Raw genomic sequence first — 18,814 nt, 5'->3', positions numbered from 1 at the left:
ATTTATTTTATTTAAGAAGTCCTAAAATATATAAAGCAAGATCAGCAAATTCAATGCCGCAGTTTTTTGCCATAGCAGGTACATCAGAAGTATCAGTCATACCGCTTTGAGTATTAACTTCCATCAGATAAACTTCATCATTAGCAATAATAGCATCTATTCTTGAAAGTCCTCCGCAGCCTAAAACTGTATATGCTCTTTTACAAGTTTCTATAACTTTTTTTTCAATATCTTTTGATATTTTTGCTGGAACTTCTAATTCTGTTTTACCCGGTGTGTATTTTGCATCATAATCGTATATTTCATTTTTTGAATTAATGCCTAGTATAGGAAATACATAAATATCATCTTCTTCTTTTACCAAACCTACAGTTATTTCTTTACCTTTTATATAAGGCTCTAAAAAATAATTATTAATATCTTCTATTTTTTTTATAGTATTATCAAACTCTTCTTTATTTTTTATTAAAGATACTCCCACACTAGAACCGCTTGATATAGGCTTTATTATAATAGGGAAGTTTAATCCGCCAGCGGAAGTGTTATTAACATCTTTTACATCTTTAAGAAGTACAAAATCGGAAGTAGATACATTTGAAGATTTCCATATTCTTTTAGTATAAACTTTATTCATACAAACGGCACTAACCAAAATGTTTTCGCCTGTATATTTTATATTAAGGCTTTCTAAAAGTCCCTGTATAGTTCCGTCCTCTCCAGAAGTACCATGTAGTATATTATAGCAGTATTCTATATTATTTTCTTTAAGAGTTTTTACTAAATCATAAGCGTCCTGAACATCTATGAGTATACAATTATCTTTGAGTTCCTCAAAACTTGTTAATGCCTTATAAACATTTTTACCGCTTCTTAAAGAAACTTCTCTCTCTTCATTTTGTCCGCCATGCAAAACTGCTATTTTTTTATTTTTAAATCTGTTTAATATATCTTTTCTTAATGTTTCATTTATCATCATATTATTTATCCCATTAGTTTTATAGATTTATCGTATAATTCTATAATTTTATAATTTAAATTTTATATAAAATAGTAATTTTTAAATATTAGAAAGCCAAATATAAAAATTGTGAGCAGCCAAAGGGGACAGCATCATTTGCTATATATTTTTAGCGAACAATTTTTATTAGCAATAACAATAAATAAATTTGTACTGCATTAATTATGCTTTTCTTTTATAATAGTATACTAATGCAGCAGCAAGTATTATAATAATCATACCTATTACCGAGTATATATCTGCAATCTCATTAAACAAAAATACACTGAATAAATATGAAAATATTACTCCAGTATAATTAAATATACTCACAGCGGAAACAGGTGCCTTTTTGTATGCTATTGTTAGAAAGAACTGACCAAATCCTGCAAATATGCCTATAAGCAGAAGCATTAATAATTCAAATATATTAGGCATTACAAAACTTTTTATAAAAAATAATGAGAATAAGCATGAAAATAATGAAAAATAAAATATTATTAATGAATTACTTTCTTTTCCTTTAAGAGAACCTATTATAGCATATGATATTCCAGCAAACATAGCAGATGATAATGCTACTAAAGCTGGAAAAACATTTGAGTTCATAGTAGGCTTTATAACAAAAATAGATCCTATTGCCGCAATAATCAATCCAATCCACTGTACTTTTAATATCTTCTCTTTAATAAGTATGAAAGCAAATAAACTAGACCAAAAAGGCGAAGTTTTTTGAAGCACAGAAGCATCGGCAAGTATCATATTATTAGCAGCATAAAAATAAGCTATAATACCCAAATACCCAGAAGCAGACCTACATAATATTGAAACTATATTCTTTTTATCAGGAAAAAATTTCTCTCTGTTTTTTATCATAACAAATCCGCTTATAAATAATGTGATAAAATTACGTGCAAAAACCTGTTCCATAACTGGTATTCTGGATCCAGAAATTTTTACTGCTATCTCCATAATAGAAAATGATAAAGCAGAAAATATTATTAATAAAGCTCCTATTTTTATGTCATTTTTCATAGTTTTTTCTTTATGTGATTATTTAGGATTAAAAAGTTTATTAGATGATAATTCACAATGATAAAAATTACAATATAGAAGCTGTGATTTTGTATCTATTATATTAGAGTATATATATATATTGTTTTTTATAAATAAAGTGGTGCAACACAAGTGCATCTTTAATTTACAATACCTTTCAACGCACGCAGAATGAAATTCTTACATAAAATAAAAATCATGATTTAAAATTAATCTATATAAAAAAATCCGCTCTACGTGCGTGGAGTAAAGTGCAAATTTAAATAACGCTTGGGCGGGTGTGCTTTAGAAATATTGTATTATAGATTTAATCAAATTAATACTAAAAGGAATAAGTATTTAAATCTAAAAGGGCGGGGATTTAAATAAAGTTTAAAAATTTATTTTCATTCCCCACCCTTTAAATTTTTTAATATTATCTGTTATTTCTGCCTAGTTTTTTATTTTTTGCTTTAAATGTTATTATGGCTGCCCACCCAAGTGCTTTTTAAATTTGTAATATTAATTAATGTTGTTTTATGACGAGATTTAATATATTTTTAATTATTTTCATTATATAGTTACAAATCACCATTTACTTTATTATAAATAAGAGTTAATATATACACTATTATGGATAGTATTAAAAAAAATAATAATATAAGAACATCAGTATCTGCTATATGTGCTGTTATATGCATAATATGTGCAAGTTCTGCTGTTGCTGTTTTGGTTCTTTTGATTATCAATTCCAATACAGCAAGGGAGATAACATCTTTTTCTCTTTATTCAAGTTTTCTTATCATATTTTATATAATTAATTCTATATATCATTTTTTCCCGTTTAATAATAAAGCTAAAAAAGTTTTTTATATACTTTCTCATGCATTTTTTATTATGATGATATGGGGAGTTTATATTCCTCCTTGTCTAATACTTTTAAAAAATGGCTGGGGCTGGAGTTTCTTCGGTATTATTACAGGACTTTGCGTGCTTGGTATTACTTTAAGAAGCGTATTCGGCTACAGATGGCGAGATGCTACTGAGACTATATACTACCTTATATTAAATTGGGTATGGCTTATAGCAATATCAAAGATTTCATCTGCTGCAGGAGAATATGGGGCTATACTTTATCTTACTGGGTTTCTTCTTCTTACTGTAGCTATGGTTTTTTATAGACTTGCTATGTATGAATCAAATAAAAGATATACTTTATTTCTGCCTTTATTTTATTCACTTCTTATAATATCAAATATATGCCATGCGGTTTTTATGTTCAGATATGTTGCTAATATCTTCTAAAATTACTATAATATATATGATAAATACTAGGAGAAAAACATGATTAAAGAAAGATTAAGTGATTATATTCTAAATACCATTAAAGAAAATTGGGATATAAATGCATTAGCTGATTACGGTACAGATAATATATTAAAATACTCTGATGTTGCTAAAAACATATTAAAAATACATACAGCATTCAAAAAACTTGATATTCACAAAGGTGAAAAGATAGCTTTATGCGGGGCTAATTCTGTTCATTGGGCTTTAACATATATTTCAATAGTAAGCTATGGAGCAGTTGTTGTGCCTATATTAGTTGATTTTTCAAAAGAAGATATTGCTTCTATTATAAAAGATTCAGGTTCTAAATTTCTTTTTGCAGACAAGCGTATAATAGAAGCCATTGATGAAAATACGTTATCTTTAATAAACAAGTCTTTTTATTTAGAAAACTTTGATACTTTTGTTCAAAAAAATACAGATAATCAAAAAAATGAAGACAGTAAAAATAATAAAAAAGAAAATATTTTTAACGATATAGAGATAAATGATTTAACTAAAGATACTTTTAATCTTACAATATTTGAAAATGATACTTTAGCTACTATAATATATACTTCTGGAACTACTGGATTTAGTAAAGGCGTTATGCTTAATCATAATTCGCTTGCAGCTAATATAAGATTTGCCATAGCTAATATGCCAGTAAAGGCAAATGATCATATCCTTTCTTTTCTTCCTCTTGCTCATGTATTCGGCTGTTTATTTGACTTTTTGTTTCCTTTTTCTAAAGGGGCTTGCATATATATGCTTAATGCTATACCTAGTCCTAATATTTTATTAAAAGCATTCAGTGAGGTTAAACCTAATCTTATACTTATGGTACCTCTTATTATAGAAAAAATTTATCTTAAAAAAATACTTCCTACTATAGAAAAACCTTTAATATCAAAATTATTAAAACTTCCGATAGTATCATCTTTATTAAAATCTAAGATAAGAAATAATTTAACAGAGGCTTTCGGAGGCAATTTTTACGAGCTTATTATAGGGGGAAGTGCCTTGAATGCTGATGTAGAAAAGTTTCTTATGGATATAGGTTTTAAATTCACAGTAGGATACGGAATGACTGAATGCGGACCTTTAATAAGCTACGGACCTTGGAATAAGCATGTTGCTAGAAGCTGCGGCTGCATAATTGACACGCTTGAAGTAAAAATCGATGCTGAAAAAGAAGGCGAAGTAGGGGAGATAATGGTAAGAGGCGAGAATGTTATGCTTGGTTATTATAAAAATTATAAGGCTACTGCTGATGTGCTTTCTAAAGACGGCTGGCTTAGAACTGGAGATTTGGGGGTGCTTGGTGAAAATAATAGAATATTTATAAGAGGAAGAAGTAAGAACATGCTTCTTGGGGCAAGCGGACAGAATATTTATCCGGAAGAGATTGAAAGCAAGTTAAATACTATGCCTTATATAGCAGAATCTTTAGTTGTACAAAGAGATAACAAACTTCATGCTCTTATATATTTGGATAATGAAAGAGTTAAAGCCGAAAATTTAAGTAATGAAGATATTAATAAACTAATAGAGAAAAATAGAATAGAAGTTAATAAAGTTCTTCCAGAGTTTGGAAGAATATCAGGTTTTACTATTCAAGAAGAGGAGTTTATTAAAAATCCTACAAAGAAAATAAAGAGATTTTTATACAAATAATGATGATATAAACTATCAAGGGTGCGGATTAAAGTTGAAAAATTTATTTTCACTCCCCACCCTTTAAATTTTTTAATATTATCTGTTATTTCTAAATGATTTATCTTTTTTATTTTTAACTGTTATTATAGCTGCCCACCCAAGTGCTTTTTAAATTTATAATGCTCTGCAACGCACGTTTAATCCATTTTTACATATAAATTTATTATTAATTCTAATTCGTATTATATATAAATATTTCATGCTCCGTGCGTAGAGTAAACTGAAAATTTAAATCGTACTTTGGGCGGGTGCACTTTAAGAAATATAGACTTATAGATTTGATTAAGTCCAATATAAAAAAATAAAACTTTTAAATCTAAAAGGGCGGGGATTAAAATAAATTTTTAAAATATATTTACATTCCCCACCCTTTAAATTTTTTAATATTATCTGTTATTTCTAAATGATTTATCTTTTTTATTTTTAACTGTTATTATAGCTGCCCACCCAAGTGCTTTTTAAATTTATAATGCTCTGCAACGCACGTTTAATCCATTTTTACATATAAATTTATTATTAATTCTAATTCGTATTATATATAAATATTTCATGCTCCGTGCGTAGAGTAAACTGAAAATTTAAATCGTACTTTGGGCGGGTGCACTTTAAGAAATATAGACTTATAGATTTGATTAAGTCCAATATAAAAAAATAAAGCTTTTAAATCTAAAATGGCGTGATTTAGAATAAAATTTATTGTTTGAAATGTATGGCTTGAAAAAATAATAAAATAAAATTATACTTAAAAGATTAATATTGTATATAGGGATAATTTTATGGATAATAATTCAGTAACTTCTAATCCGCTTTATTATGAGAAACCATATAAACTTTTATTTAAATACGCCACACCAAGTATTATTTCCATGCTTGTAGGCTCTCTTTATAATATAGTAGACCAAATATTTATAGGAAGAGGCGTAGGTATTAATGGCAATGCCGCTACTAATATAGCATTTCCTCTTACTATTATTTGTATGTCCATAGCATTGTTTCATGGATTTGGCAGTTCTTCATTTTACAGCATATTATTAGGTCAAGGTGATAATAAAAAGGCCGCCAAAATTATAGGAAATACTATTGTATCAGCTCTAATATTTGGACTTGTATTTACAGTAATAGTTAAAGTCTTTAATAAGAATTTTATGATAATGTTCGGCTCTACTCAAGAAGTATTGCCTTATGCAGTAGAATATACAAATATAACATCATTAGGATTTGTCCCTTTTATATTTTCTACAATGATGAGCCATATAATAAGAGCTGATGGAAGTCCGCAGTATTCTATGATGTCTGTACTTGCGGGTGCTGTTATAAATACGATATTAGACCCCATTTTAATATTTAAATTTGATATGGGTATGTCTGGAGCTGCACTTGCCACTATCATAGGACAGTTTATTTCTTTTATTATAGTTATCAGATATTTATTCAGATTCAAACACATAAAATTTGAGAGGGATAATTTTTTAGCTGAACCTAAAAATATATTAAAAATATTTTCATTAGGTTCCTCATCAGGTTTTAATCAGTTAGCAATGATGATAGTACAAATTACAATGAATAATGTACTCAGTTATTACGGTGCTAATTCTATATACGGCGGCAATATACCTTTGGCAGTTGCCGGTATTATTTCAAAGGTTAATATGCTTGTAATGGCTTTTATAATTGGTACTTCTCAGGGAAGCCAGCCTATAATAGGTTTTAATTATGGGGCAAGAAATTATGACAGAGTTATAAAAACATATAAGCTTACTATAACAATTACTACAATTATGGCTTTTACAGCTTTTTTATTATTTCAATTATTTCCAAGACAGATTGTAGGAATATTCGGAGACGGAAGCGATTTATATTTTCATTTTGCTGAAGAGTATATGCGTATATATATGGCATTAATGGTTATCAACGGTATTCAGCCAGTAACTGGAACATTCTTTACTTCTTTGGGTAAGGCATTTAAGGGTGCTTTTATATCTATGACAAGGCAGATAATATTTTTACTTCCTCTTATTATAATACTTCCTAGAATATTAGGTATAGATGGTGTTATGTATGCAGGTCCTGTTGCTGACGGAGCTGCTTTGATAGTAACTGTAATATTGGTAAGCAGAGAAATAAAAAAATTAAAGAAGATGCAGGAAGAAAAAATACTGTAATATTTTTATTTGTTTATACCTAAATAATTATATTTTGTAAATGTATTGCAAGAACTTTATATTTTAAATTTAAACAATTTATTTTTGACAAACTATATTGTTTAAGCATATATTAACACTTTTTAAGTTTACTAAAATTGATATTTAGTTATCTTTATATTTTTATATAAGAAATTTCTATTATAATAAATAAAGAATGATAAATATTTATTAAAAATTGTTTTTTATAAGTTTATTAGTTTTAAAAATCATAAATAAAATAAATTTGTTATTTAATAGATTTTAGTATATAATAAGTGCTATATTTTTGTATTGTAAAAGGGTTATGGATAAAGAAAGTATAATTAATGCTGAAGAAACTTCTTATGATAAGGAAGATAATAATTCTATAAGACCCAAAGGTTTTGATGATTTTTTGGGTCAGAATAATATAAAATCGAAATTAAAAGTTTTTATAAAGAGTGCCTTAAAAAGAGATGTTTCTTTGGATCATATATTATTTTACGGTCCTCCGGGGCTTGGGAAAACAACACTTGCTCAAATAATAGCAAATGAAATGGGAAGCAGTATCAAAGCTACATCAGCCCCCATAATAGAACGCCCGGGGGATTTGGCATCTATACTTACAACTTTGGGCGAGAAGGATATACTTTTTATAGATGAGATACACCGTCTTAGAACTGTTGTAGAAGAGGTGCTTTACTCTGCTATGGAGGATTTTTTTGTAGACATAAAAGTTGGAGAAGGTACAAGTGCCAAAAGTTTTAGGGTAAAACTTCCTCATTTTACTTTGATAGGAGCTACAACCAGAAGCGGTTTATTAAGTACGCCTCTTTATGACAGATTTGGAATAGTAGAGCGTCTTGAGTTTTACACTAATGAAGATTTGGCAAATATAGTAAAGAGAAGCTCCAAATTCTTGGATATAGATATAACGGATTCTGCAGCTCTTTCAATAGCTTCAAGGTCAAGAGGCACACCTAGAATAGTTAATAGGCTTTTAAGGCGTGTTTTTGACTTTGCTACAGTACATGATGTTTTAAAAATAGATGAAGAGTTTGCCAGTAATTCTTTAGAGAAACTAGGTATAGATAAAAATGGTTTTGAGGCACTTGACAAACTTTATTTAAATACTATTATTAAACACTATAACGGCGGACCTGTAGGAGTTGATACTCTTTCAGTTTCTTTATCCGAGCAGATAGAAACTATAGAGGACGTTATAGAGCCTTATTTGATACAGTCTGGATTTATAAAAAGAACGCCTAAAGGAAGAGTAGCAACTAATAAGGCTTATTCATATTTAAATCTTTCATCAATACTTGACGATAATTTAGATAAGGGATTGTTTGATGATTTTTAAGGAGGAGTATTATTTTAATAGCAGATGATAATACAATAAAAGAAAAAAAATCTAATGCTCAGTTGGATAAATACTATTTGGAAGAAACTTCAAAAGATGTGAAAGGACTTGCAAATAAGTTCGTCAGTAATTTCAAAACTACATCTAATGATTCTATAAATGATAAAACTTCCCATTTTGATATAAGCTATAAAAAAAATGTAAAATTAAAAACGGCAAGATATAAAGCACCTAAATCCAAAGTAAAGTTTAATAGAAGTAAAAGACTATTTCAAAAAATATATAATTCTACTTACGGTATAAGGCATTTCTTTTCTTCAATTATAGAGGCAGTAAAAAGAAAAGGTAATCATGAAAGAAGCATACTTATATTTTATGATGATGAGGAACATGCTGTAAGACTTCCTATCAATAATTTCATGATAATGTTTTTAACTTTTGTTTTTTTATCATTAGTATATACCGGATATGATGCCTATAATAAGCAGAAACAGGCTAGAGAGTTTTATAATACTCTCTCTGCCAGAGAGGCTAAAACTTATACGCTTATAGAAGATTATAAAAAGTCATTAACTAGATTTTCAAAGGCATTATCCGACTATAATAATATTATGAGAACAATATCTTATGCAATAGATTATAATGATGCATCTGCATTTAATAACAACAATAATATTAATTATACTGAATCTGCCAATATAAATAAAATGCTTACAGAAGTTGATGCCTATCAAAAAAATATTTTGGCATTTATGGAAGTATCTCCTAGAATACATAAAGAAATACCATTAGGCTGGCCGGTTGCAGGAGGCGGCCGTATATCAAGCGGTTTCGGAGCTAGACTTTCTCCTTTTAATCAGGAGAAAAGCTATCACTATGGTGTAGATATAGCAGGTCCTTATGGAACTCCTATATTAGCAGTTGCTGATGGTACTGTTACTTTTTCAGGCTGGAGAAACGGATACGGCTGGTTTGTACTTATTACACATGCTAATGGATTTCAGACAGCTTACGGGCATAATTCTAAATTGTTAGTAGATTACGGCGAGAAAGTTAAACGCGGTCAGAAAATAGCATTAATAGGAAATACTGGCCGTACTACTGGAATACACTGTCATTTTGAGGTAAGAGTGGGCGGAGACCATAAAAACCCTATGCCTTATTTAAGTGCCAGATTCTAATTTCTGTAGAATTAATAAAATTATTATTATATTTTTGCAAAGCTCTTTCAAATTGCATATACTATAACTATAAAATAAATTCAAGGATAAATATTTTTTATGGAAGAGTTAGAACAAAAATCAAAAAAAGACTATCTTTTAATTAAATTATTCATAGGTATAGTAATAGGCATTATAATAGGTACATATTCTAATGCTCCTATTATTAATGTTATACAGTCTATTAAATATGTGCTTAATCAGGTAATATCATTTATGGTGCCTTTGATAGTTTTAGGATTTATTGCTCCTGCTATCACCAGGATGGGAAGTGAGGCTAATAAAATGCTTGGGGTTATGCTTGCTCTTGCCTATACTTCATCAGTAGGTGCTGCTTTATTTTCTACTATTGCCGGATATATTATCATTCCTAATTTGAATATACCTTCAAATGTTGAGGGATTAAGAGAATTGCCTGAAATAATATTTAAATTAGATATCAATCCGGTATTTCCAGTAATCACAGCTTTATTTTTGGCTATATGCGGAGGTGTTGCTGTTGTAAAAACTAAGTCAAAATATTTTGAGAACTTATTAGATGAACTTAATAATATAATGTTATTTTTGGTTAATAAAGTTGTAGTTCCTATACTTCCATTCTATATAGGAAGTACTTTTGCTACTTTGGCATATGAAGGAACTATTATAAAAAGTGTGCCTGTATTTTTGATAGTAATATTAATAGCTATAGTAGGACATTTTATATGGCTTACTATATTATATTCTATAGCAGGTATAATATCCAAAAAAAATCCTGCAAGAGTATTCAAGCATTATGGACCTGCATATCTTACAGCAGTAGGTACAATGTCATCAGCTGCTACTTTGCCAGTGGCATTAAAATGTGCAAATAAATCTGATGCTTTAGATAAAGACATAGTAAACTTTGCTATACCTATGGGTTCAACTATACATTTATGCGGCTCTGTGCTTACAGAAACTTTTTTTGTTATGACTATATCAAAAATATTATACGGTCATTTGCCTGCTGTAGGAACTATGATATTGTTTGTAATACTTCTTGGTATATTTGCTGTAGGTGCTCCCGGTGTACCCGGTGGAACTGTTGTTGCTTCTTTGGGTATAATTATTTCTGTTTTGGGCTTTAATAATGATGGAACAGCTTTGATACTTGCGGTATTTGCTTTGCAGGATAGTTTCGGAACTGCATGCAATGTAACAGGAGACGGAGCTTTGGCTTTAATGCTTCAGGGAATATTTAAAAAGAATGAGTAAATAGAAATTAAAAAACAAATAATAAAAATCTCTGTCATGTTATAATGGCGGGGATTTTTCATATGCATTATAATTTCTATATTATGGTATTATTTAGTGATTTTATATTTTTTGTTAAAAAAGAATTTTATACTTAATAAAAAATTATCGTTTTTAATACTTTTGGGGCGGGCGGGCGGGTTAATTAGATTATGAATAAAGTTTAATTAATATTTTTATAGAGACAATAAATATTTATTGTATTGAAAGTGTATAAAACTGCTGATAAAAATATATCATTTTTTTTAAATATATATTATAGTATATGCTCTAAAAAAATATTTATTTAAGGAAGTAATTATATATGGGACTTTATGTTTTAATTAATATCATTGTGCTGTTTGCTATAATTGCTGTGCTTTATGTAATGCAGAAAAAGCATGTCAATTTCACATACAGAGTACTAGGAGCTTTGGCAGCTGGATTAATATTAGGTTTTATACTTAGAAAAGTTTATGATATGGAAGTAGTTAATCAAACAATTATTTGGTATAATGTTGTAGGAAACGGATATGTAAGACTGCTTCAAATGCTTGTTATGCCTTTGATATTTGTATCTATTACTATGGCTATTATCAATATAAAAGAAGGCGGAAGTAATGTAGGAAAAATGACTTTAATAATTATAGCTGTTCTTATGGTAACAACTGCTATATCAGCATTAGTAGGATTTTTTACAGCTAAAGGCTTTGGGCTTGATGCTTCAAAACTTCAGTCTATAGTAGGCGATATATCTCAGGGAGCTTCTAATTATGAAGGTAAATTAGAACAATTCACATCAAGACCGGTTCCTCAGCAATTACTTGAAATAATACCTACAAATCCTTTTGCAGCTTTAGCTGGTATGGGAGGATCTCCTACACTTTCTGTTGTATTTTTTGCGGCATTGGTAGGTTCTGCAGCTTTGGGACTTAGAAAGAAAAAGCTAGAAGTATTTGAATTTTTTCAAAAAATGATGCAGGCTTTGCATGATGTTGTGATGAAGATAGTAGCATTTGTTATGAAATTAACTCCTTACGGCGTACTTGCTCTTATGGCCAAATTTATGGCTGCAAGCGATTTAAAAGCATTTGCTCAATTAGGACAATTTTTATTAGCTTCTTATGTTGCTATTATAATAATGCTTATAGTTCATAGTATAATACTTATTATATTTGGATATAATCCTATTAAATATTATTCTAAGGCTTTTACAGTTTTAGCTTTTGCTTTCTCATCAAGAACAAGTGCCGGAACACTTCCTTTAACAGTTTCTACATTAAAGGAAAAAATGGGAATATCCGAAGGCGTCTCAAATCTTTCTGCTTCCCTAGCTGTTACTATAGGGCAAAATGGCTGTGCTGGTATTTACCCTGCTATGGTTGCTGCTATGATAGCACCTACTTTAGGTATTAATCCTCTTGAGCCATCATTTTTAATAAAAGCTGTTGTTATAATTGCTATAGGAAGTTTCGGTATTGCTGGAGTGGGGGGAGGAGCTACAAATGCTGCTTTGATAACTCTTTCTGCTTTGGGTTTTCCTGTAGGGCTTGTTGCTATACTTTTGGGAATAGAGCCTCTTATCGATATGGGAAGAACTATGCTTAATGTTAATGATGGTATGATTACTGCTGCTGTTACTGGAAAAATATGTAAAGAAGCGGATATGGACAAATTTAATTCTAATAATACCTCTTCAGGCGAATCAGAAAATATATAAAAATTATAAAATACAAAATTTAAGAAAAGCATTATCTGTTTTAGGTAATGCTTTTTTCTTTGTTTAATAATCTAAATTAAGAATTTTATAAAAAATAAAACAATAAAAATATTGCTAATACTAATTAATTTAGCTTTGAAATAATTATAATAATTAATAGTTCTGAAATCTAATTATGCCGTCTTCTAGCATAAAGCCGTAAATAGAATCATCAAACATATGTATTCCGCGTAACTTATTAAATCCGTCAGTACCTAAATATTCCTTGCTGTAATTCTGCGACAAAAAAGGATTAGTACGTATAAAGAAATACATTCCATTATCCATACCTGTATATGTAACTCTTCCAGTACTTGATATACCTACTGCAAGAGAGTTATCTCTGTTTGGTATTTTATATGTTTCTTTAAGATTAAAATTATCCAGCTTTGATGTGTATATAATATCCTCCTGATGCTTACCTTCTGCGATATTCATAGTAAGAATTGCTATAACTTCTTTATCCGGTACATATACGCAGTCTACTATTTCTCGGTAAGACATAGCTGCCTTATCAGTGTATTCAACATCTTTAAGCGAAAATCTTTTTTCCATCTTTCCGGTATTCATATCATATATATCTAGCAATGGAACTTTATCTTTATCTCTTTTAAGAAGAGCAAATTTATGATTGGTTAATGTTATTAGTTTGACTAAAGATTCGTATTCGTTATCAATAACGGTATCTATGCTGTATAATGTATTACCATTTGAAGATATTTTATTTAAAGATACAAAACCTACTTTAGTATAATTAGTATTAGTTACTTTAACGGTATAGGTTTCTATACGCGGAGCATCATCGCCCTCAGTTGTAGGACTTTCAGATGGAAGACTCATCATAACATTGCTTACTACTATATCTCCTACATATCTTAAATTGTAGCCTGTTATATAAATATTAGCATTAGAATCTATAAGAGATATTTTTGAAGTTTCAAGATTATTATACTCCAAAGGAAAATACCTTACATTGCTTCCAGAAGCTATAACCATTCTTGAATTAGATACATCTAAAGCATAAACAGTATCATCTTTAACTGTATAAAAATCTCCGAAATAATATTCATTATCAACTTTATATATTTTGGGGCTGTCCAAATTTACAAACTCATTGCTGTAAACGCCTATATCCTTACCCAGAGTAATCTCTGTAACAACCTTAGCAGGCACTATTAAAGGCTTAGGCAGACAGGAAACAATAAATAATGATAGTATAAATAATAATAATATAATTTTTCTCTTCATAATAAAATAATATTTCCAATTTTTATATAAAAAACTTATTATAGTACTTCCATAAGCTCATCTAATGTTAAAGTAGAAGTTCCTCTTTTTCCTACAACAACACCAGCAGCAGCATTTGCTATTTCAGAAGACTCCTTAAAAGATAATCCCACCGATAAACACATAGCAAGTACAGATATAACAGTGTCTCCAGCCCCAGAAACATCAAACACGCTTTTTGCCTTTGTAGGTATTATAAATGGAGTTTTTTTATTAGGTGCTTTTATATCTTTATCAAATAAAGCCATACCATTAGCCCCTAAAGTTATCATCAGTTTTGAGAGGGATAATTTTTTTATTATATCATTTCCTAGTATATTTATAGCTTCAGGATTAAACTCATAAAAAGGAAATTTACTGTCCATACCTTCAACAGCTTCTTTCAAATTAGGCGTCATAAGTGTGGCTTTTTTATAAAATGAAAAATGCTTTATAGCAGGATCTACCAATACAGGCTTATTCTTTTTATTGCATGTATCTATTATCTTTTTTGCAAGCTTATTTGTAATAATACCTTTAGCATAATCGCTTATTATTACAGCATTATAATTATCTACATTATCAGTAAAGTTTTTTTCTATTTTTTTCATTATGTTGGCTGAAAAAGGCTCTGTACTTTCATTATCTATACGTACTATCTGCTGAGTATTTGCTACTATTCTTGTTTTTGTTATAGTATCTCTGGAATCATCTTCCACTATGCCTTTGGTAGATATATTTGCTTTATTCATACTTTTTATAATAGTATCAGCAGAATTATCTTTTCCTATTACGCCTATCATAAAAATGCTGTCATTATTATCTTCCCCTATTAAAGCTGCAATATTTCTAGCCACATTTCCAGCACCTCCCAAATAATTTTCTTCATGATTAACATGCAGCACTGGAACTGGGGCTTCAGGAGATATTCTTATAACATCTCCGTATGTAAACTTATCGAGCATTAAATCGCCTATAACAAGAACTTTAGAGTATTTAATCTTTTTAGCTTTAATTTTTAAATCCATACTTAAATCATTAATAAAATATATTTTTCATTATATTATAACATAAAATAAAAAAAATTGTAAATAGTAACAAATGTTTAGAATAATGATATAAAATAATTGTAAAATATATGAGCATATTATATATAAATCAAACTTGTAATTTTTGCTGATATAAATTATTATTGTTTATTATTTTGAAAAAATCACTTTTTATATTATATTCAAGTTATATATTGCAGTAAAAATAAAATATATTAAAAGAGTTAAAGCCGTATGATAAAATTAAAAAAAATAGCACAAGAGATAAAACAAAAAAAAATATATTTTTTAGCAGCTTTGCTAATATTTATAGCAGATACAGTATCAAAATATTTTATAGATAAATACCTTCAGGAAATAATGGTACAAAGAGTAATAGGTGATATATTAATATTTATATACACTAGAAATTACGGCGTATCATTCGGTTTTCTTAACAGCGTACCAGAATCTATACAGCATATAATACCAGAACTGCTCAAAGTTATTGTATTTTTGGCTATGATTGTAGTATTTTTCATAATGATATCTATAAATGTAAAAAAGCAGAAACTCTCTATGATTGGTTTTACTATGGTTCTTGGAGGAGCTATGGGCAACTTGATAGACAGAATTATGAGAGGATATGTTACTGACTTTATTAGTATGGGCTTTAATGAAACTATAAGATTTCCTTATAATTACAATATAGCCGATGCTTCTATTACTATAGGAATATGTATAATAGCTATAGGAGTGTTTTTCTTTAAAGAAGATTTTGATAAAAACAAAGATAAAAATAATGAATAAAGATAAAATAATCAATTATGAACAGAGAAAAATCTGATAATAATAAATACTTTATAATTGAAGAAGCAGATGCCAAAAAAAGACTCGATGTATTTATAAGCGAAAAATTAAATATATCAAGAAGCCAAGTAAAAAATTATTTAAACTCTGTCAAAGTAAACGGAATCGAAAAAAAACTTTCATATGCTCTTAAAATAAATGATAAAATAGAAGTTGATATAAAAAACAGCGATAAAGAAATAGACATAGAAAATCCTAAAGCTGAAAATATAAGTTTAGACATAATATATGAAGATAAATACCTTCTTGTAATAAATAAGCCTGCAGGAATGAGTGTGCATTGTTCGGCTTCAGAAATTACTGGAACTTTGGTTAATGCCTTGCTTTATAATATAAAAGACTTTGATTTTATAGGCAATAAAAGCAGGGCTGGAATAATACATAGGCTTGATAAAGATACTTCCGGAATTATGATTATAGGGAAAAATGCTGATATTGTATCAAGTATTCAAGAGCAATTTAAAAATAGAAAAATAAAAAAAATATATCATGCTATAGTTATAGGAGTGCTTAAAGATAATTATTTAGAAATTAATCTGCCTATAGGAAGGCATCAGGTATACAGAAAAAAAATGACCGTAAGAGAAGATGGTAAAAAAGCTCTTACACATATAAAGGTATTAAAAAGATTTAAAAATCATACGCTTATAGAAATAGATTTAAAAACTGGAAGAACTCATCAGATAAGAGTGCATTCATCATACAAAAACTTTCCAGTAGCAGGCGACAAAATATACTCGAAAAGCTCAAACAAATATAAATCCCTTATGCTTGTTGCTAAAAAAATAGAGTTTACTCACCCTATCACCAATGAAGTTCTTGAATTTGAGATTGATTATCCTTCTTATTTTTATGAGTTTTTATATTCCGAAAACATATAAAAAATATAATGAAATATGTGTTGATACGTCAATTTTTGTCATATATGCCTGCTAATATAATAATAAATGATTAAATAATAATACGGCTTTAATATGACTAAAAGTAATTTTAAATATATAATCAAATGGGCTAAAGAAAATGATGCTTATGATATAGTAAATATAAAAAAAGAAGATTTTGATAATATAAAAGAATTAAATTTAAGCAATTTAGATATAACTGATATTCCTTTGGAGTTTTTTGAAATTGAAAATATAGAAAATCTGTACTTATCTATGAATTATATAAAAAATATTCCAAAAGAAATAGCTAATTTAAAAAACTTAAAAAAACTTGATATATCATCTAATAAAATAAAATATCTTAATAAAGAAATTTTTGAGCTTACAAACTTAAAATCTCTTAATATCTCTTATAACAATATGTATAAATTAAATAAAAATATAAAAATGCTAAAAAAACTTGAAGAACTTGATATAAGCGGCTGCAGTATTTCTTATCTGCCTGATGAAATATATGAGCTTTATAATATAAAGTTTATAGACGCTTCATTTAATAAAATAAAAAAAATAGATACAAAAATACAAAACTTAAAAAAACTCAAAGAACTTATACTCGATTCAAATAAATTAGATGATATTCCGGAAGAATTGATAAAGCTAAAAAAATTAAAGTTTATTTCTATTTCAGAAAATAATATAAAATGATTATAAAAAATAATTTTTAAATATTTAAATAATAAATTTTTTAAGCTGTAATATTATATTCTTTTTTTGTTAGTATTCTTTTTATTAATTTGTTTTTTATTAAAACTTTTATCAGTTCTCTCTTTATTAAAACTTCTTTTTTTAGAATCATTCTTTTTATACTCTTTATTTTCAAAACTATTAAAATTATTTTTTTTATTAGCAGATTTCAGAGTTTTTGATTTATTTGTTTTAGCCTTATATGTATTTTCCCTTTTTGTAACTAATCTTTTTTTCTTAGGCTTTGCTTTAGCCCATTTAGATTTATCATGCTTTTTTTCTTTTTTTTCATCTTGTTCTGTTTTGTTAGATATATCAGAGTAGGTATTATCTTCTGCATAATCATCATCTATAATATTGTCATCATATTCTGAAACATTGGCAAAAATATTTTCTATATCTTTTAATTTTTTATCTTTCTGTTTAAAGAAAAACTCTATTTCTTTTTTTGTAAGATCTCTAATATGACCTGCCTCTAATGTTCCGGAAGTTTCATCATACTTGCTTACACAGCCTACAGATATTCTCTCCAAGTCTATAACCTTATATCCTAAATAATCAAATATCTTTCTTATCTCTCTGTTTTTACCTTCATTGATAGTAAGACGTATTTTACTCTGAACTCTTCCTTTGGATAATATTTTAAACTTAAAAGGCGAATAAGTTATATTTTTTATTGTAATACCTTTGCTTGCTTCATATAATTTTTCTGAATCTATTTTTCCATTAACTGTAACATCATAAACTTTTAATATCTCATAAGATGGGTGAGTAATAATATTTGCAAACTCTCCGTCATTGGTAATTATCATAATGCCTCTTGATTCGGAGTCAAGCCTTCCAGCATAAAATAATCTTTCTTTTATACCCTTAAAAAACTCTGTAATTATTCTTCTTCCTGGCAAATATTTTGTAGTGCTTACAACACCTAGAGGCTTATATAATGCCATATATCTTTTTCTCTGTCTTTCTATTAATTTTCTGTCTATAGAAACACTGTCAGATTCTTTTACTCTATATGCAGGGTCTAATATAACCTCATTATTTACTCTTATTCTTCCAGACATTATGGCTTTCTCGCAGTTTCTTCTGCTTGCAAAACCAGATTCTAATATTACTTTAACAAGTCTTACTGCTTCTTCATTTTTTTGTTTTTTCATAATATATTAAAATGCTCACTAAAA

The 18,814-nt window shown here is 28.2% G+C and carries 15 protein-coding genes; 10 read left to right on the top strand and 5 right to left on the bottom strand.

The features are described 5' to 3' along the window. Positions 1 to 7: 7 nt before the first annotated feature. Positions 8 to 976 (bottom strand): D-alanine--D-alanine ligase family protein, encoded by a 969-nt coding sequence (locus BMUR_RS06095; protein ID WP_013113725.1) that lies wholly within the window; start codon positions 974 to 976, stop codon positions 8 to 10. A 204-nt stretch (positions 977 to 1,180) separates the two neighbouring features. Continuing rightward, on the bottom strand, positions 1,181 to 2,032 hold the full coding sequence (locus BMUR_RS06090) for a DMT family transporter (RefSeq protein WP_013113724.1): 852 nt from the start codon (positions 2,030 to 2,032) through the stop codon (positions 1,181 to 1,183). Positions 2,033 to 2,665: 633 nt separating this feature from the next. Here BMUR_RS06090 and trhA point away from each other — a divergent pair. From trhA to BMUR_RS06055, 7 genes are all read left to right on the top strand, one after another. After that, a complete protein-coding gene (gene trhA / locus BMUR_RS06085; RefSeq protein WP_013113723.1) occupies positions 2,666 to 3,337 on the top strand; it encodes a PAQR family membrane homeostasis protein TrhA in 672 nt (223 codons plus the stop codon). A gap of 39 nt (positions 3,338 to 3,376) precedes the next feature. Next, positions 3,377 to 5,038 (top strand): AMP-binding protein, encoded by a 1,662-nt coding sequence (locus BMUR_RS06080; protein ID WP_013113722.1) that lies wholly within the window; start codon positions 3,377 to 3,379, stop codon positions 5,036 to 5,038. Between the two features lie 818 nt (positions 5,039 to 5,856). Continuing rightward, a complete protein-coding gene (locus tag BMUR_RS06075) occupies positions 5,857 to 7,242 on the top strand; it encodes an MATE family efflux transporter (RefSeq protein ID WP_013113721.1) in 1,386 nt (461 codons plus the stop codon). Between the two features lie 325 nt (positions 7,243 to 7,567). Then, complete coding sequence (gene ruvB, locus BMUR_RS06070) at positions 7,568 to 8,605, top strand: Holliday junction branch migration DNA helicase RuvB (RefSeq protein WP_013113720.1); 1,038 nt, start codon at positions 7,568 to 7,570, stop codon at positions 8,603 to 8,605. Between the two features lie 77 nt (positions 8,606 to 8,682). After that, positions 8,683 to 9,786, top strand: coding sequence for a M23 family metallopeptidase (locus BMUR_RS06065; protein ID WP_013113719.1), 1,104 nt, complete (start codon positions 8,683 to 8,685; stop codon positions 9,784 to 9,786). Positions 9,787 to 9,885: 99 nt separating this feature from the next. Then, positions 9,886 to 11,061 (top strand): dicarboxylate/amino acid:cation symporter, encoded by a 1,176-nt coding sequence (locus BMUR_RS06060; RefSeq protein WP_013113718.1) that lies wholly within the window; start codon positions 9,886 to 9,888, stop codon positions 11,059 to 11,061. 343 nt (positions 11,062 to 11,404) lie between these two features. After that, complete coding sequence (locus BMUR_RS06055) at positions 11,405 to 12,799, top strand: L-cystine transporter (RefSeq protein WP_013113717.1); 1,395 nt, start codon at positions 11,405 to 11,407, stop codon at positions 12,797 to 12,799. Positions 12,800 to 12,952: 153 nt separating this feature from the next. Here the strand turns inward: BMUR_RS06055 and BMUR_RS06050 are convergent, their stop codons facing one another. Together BMUR_RS06050 and rfaE1 are read right to left on the bottom strand one after the other, a co-directional pair. Further along, a complete protein-coding gene (locus BMUR_RS06050) occupies positions 12,953 to 14,086 on the bottom strand; it encodes a glycoside hydrolase family protein (RefSeq protein ID WP_013113716.1) in 1,134 nt (377 codons plus the stop codon). Between the two features lie 38 nt (positions 14,087 to 14,124). Continuing rightward, positions 14,125 to 15,132: a D-glycero-beta-D-manno-heptose-7-phosphate kinase gene (gene rfaE1, locus BMUR_RS06045; RefSeq protein WP_013113715.1), complete on the bottom strand. Its 1,008-nt coding sequence runs from the start codon at positions 15,130 to 15,132 to the stop codon at positions 14,125 to 14,127. 255 nt (positions 15,133 to 15,387) lie between these two features. Between rfaE1 and lspA the strand changes: the two genes are divergently transcribed. The 3 genes from lspA (at position 15,388) to BMUR_RS06030 (ending at position 17,591) form a co-directional block, all read left to right on the top strand. Continuing rightward, complete coding sequence (lspA, locus tag BMUR_RS06040; RefSeq protein ID WP_013113714.1) at positions 15,388 to 15,942, top strand: signal peptidase II; 555 nt, start codon at positions 15,388 to 15,390, stop codon at positions 15,940 to 15,942. Between the two features lie 17 nt (positions 15,943 to 15,959). Then, positions 15,960 to 16,883 (top strand): RluA family pseudouridine synthase, encoded by a 924-nt coding sequence (locus BMUR_RS06035; protein ID WP_013113713.1) that lies wholly within the window; start codon positions 15,960 to 15,962, stop codon positions 16,881 to 16,883. 93 nt (positions 16,884 to 16,976) lie between these two features. Then, a complete protein-coding gene (locus BMUR_RS06030) occupies positions 16,977 to 17,591 on the top strand; it encodes a leucine-rich repeat domain-containing protein (RefSeq protein WP_013113712.1) in 615 nt (204 codons plus the stop codon). Between the two features lie 53 nt (positions 17,592 to 17,644). Here the strand turns inward: BMUR_RS06030 and BMUR_RS06025 are convergent, their stop codons facing one another. Further along, positions 17,645 to 18,790 carry a pseudouridine synthase gene (locus BMUR_RS06025; protein ID WP_013113711.1) on the bottom strand — a complete coding sequence of 382 codons (1,146 nt, stop codon included), beginning with the start codon at positions 18,788 to 18,790 and terminating at the stop codon, positions 17,645 to 17,647. Between the last annotated feature and the right edge of the window lie 24 nt (positions 18,791 to 18,814).

The organism is Brachyspira murdochii DSM 12563 (assembly GCF_000092845.1).
Classification (GTDB): Bacteria; Spirochaetota; Brachyspiria; order Brachyspirales; family Brachyspiraceae; genus Brachyspira; species Brachyspira murdochii.
The sequence above is the reverse complement of the archived record's forward strand: the minus strand, read 5'-3'. Positions and strand labels throughout refer to the sequence as shown.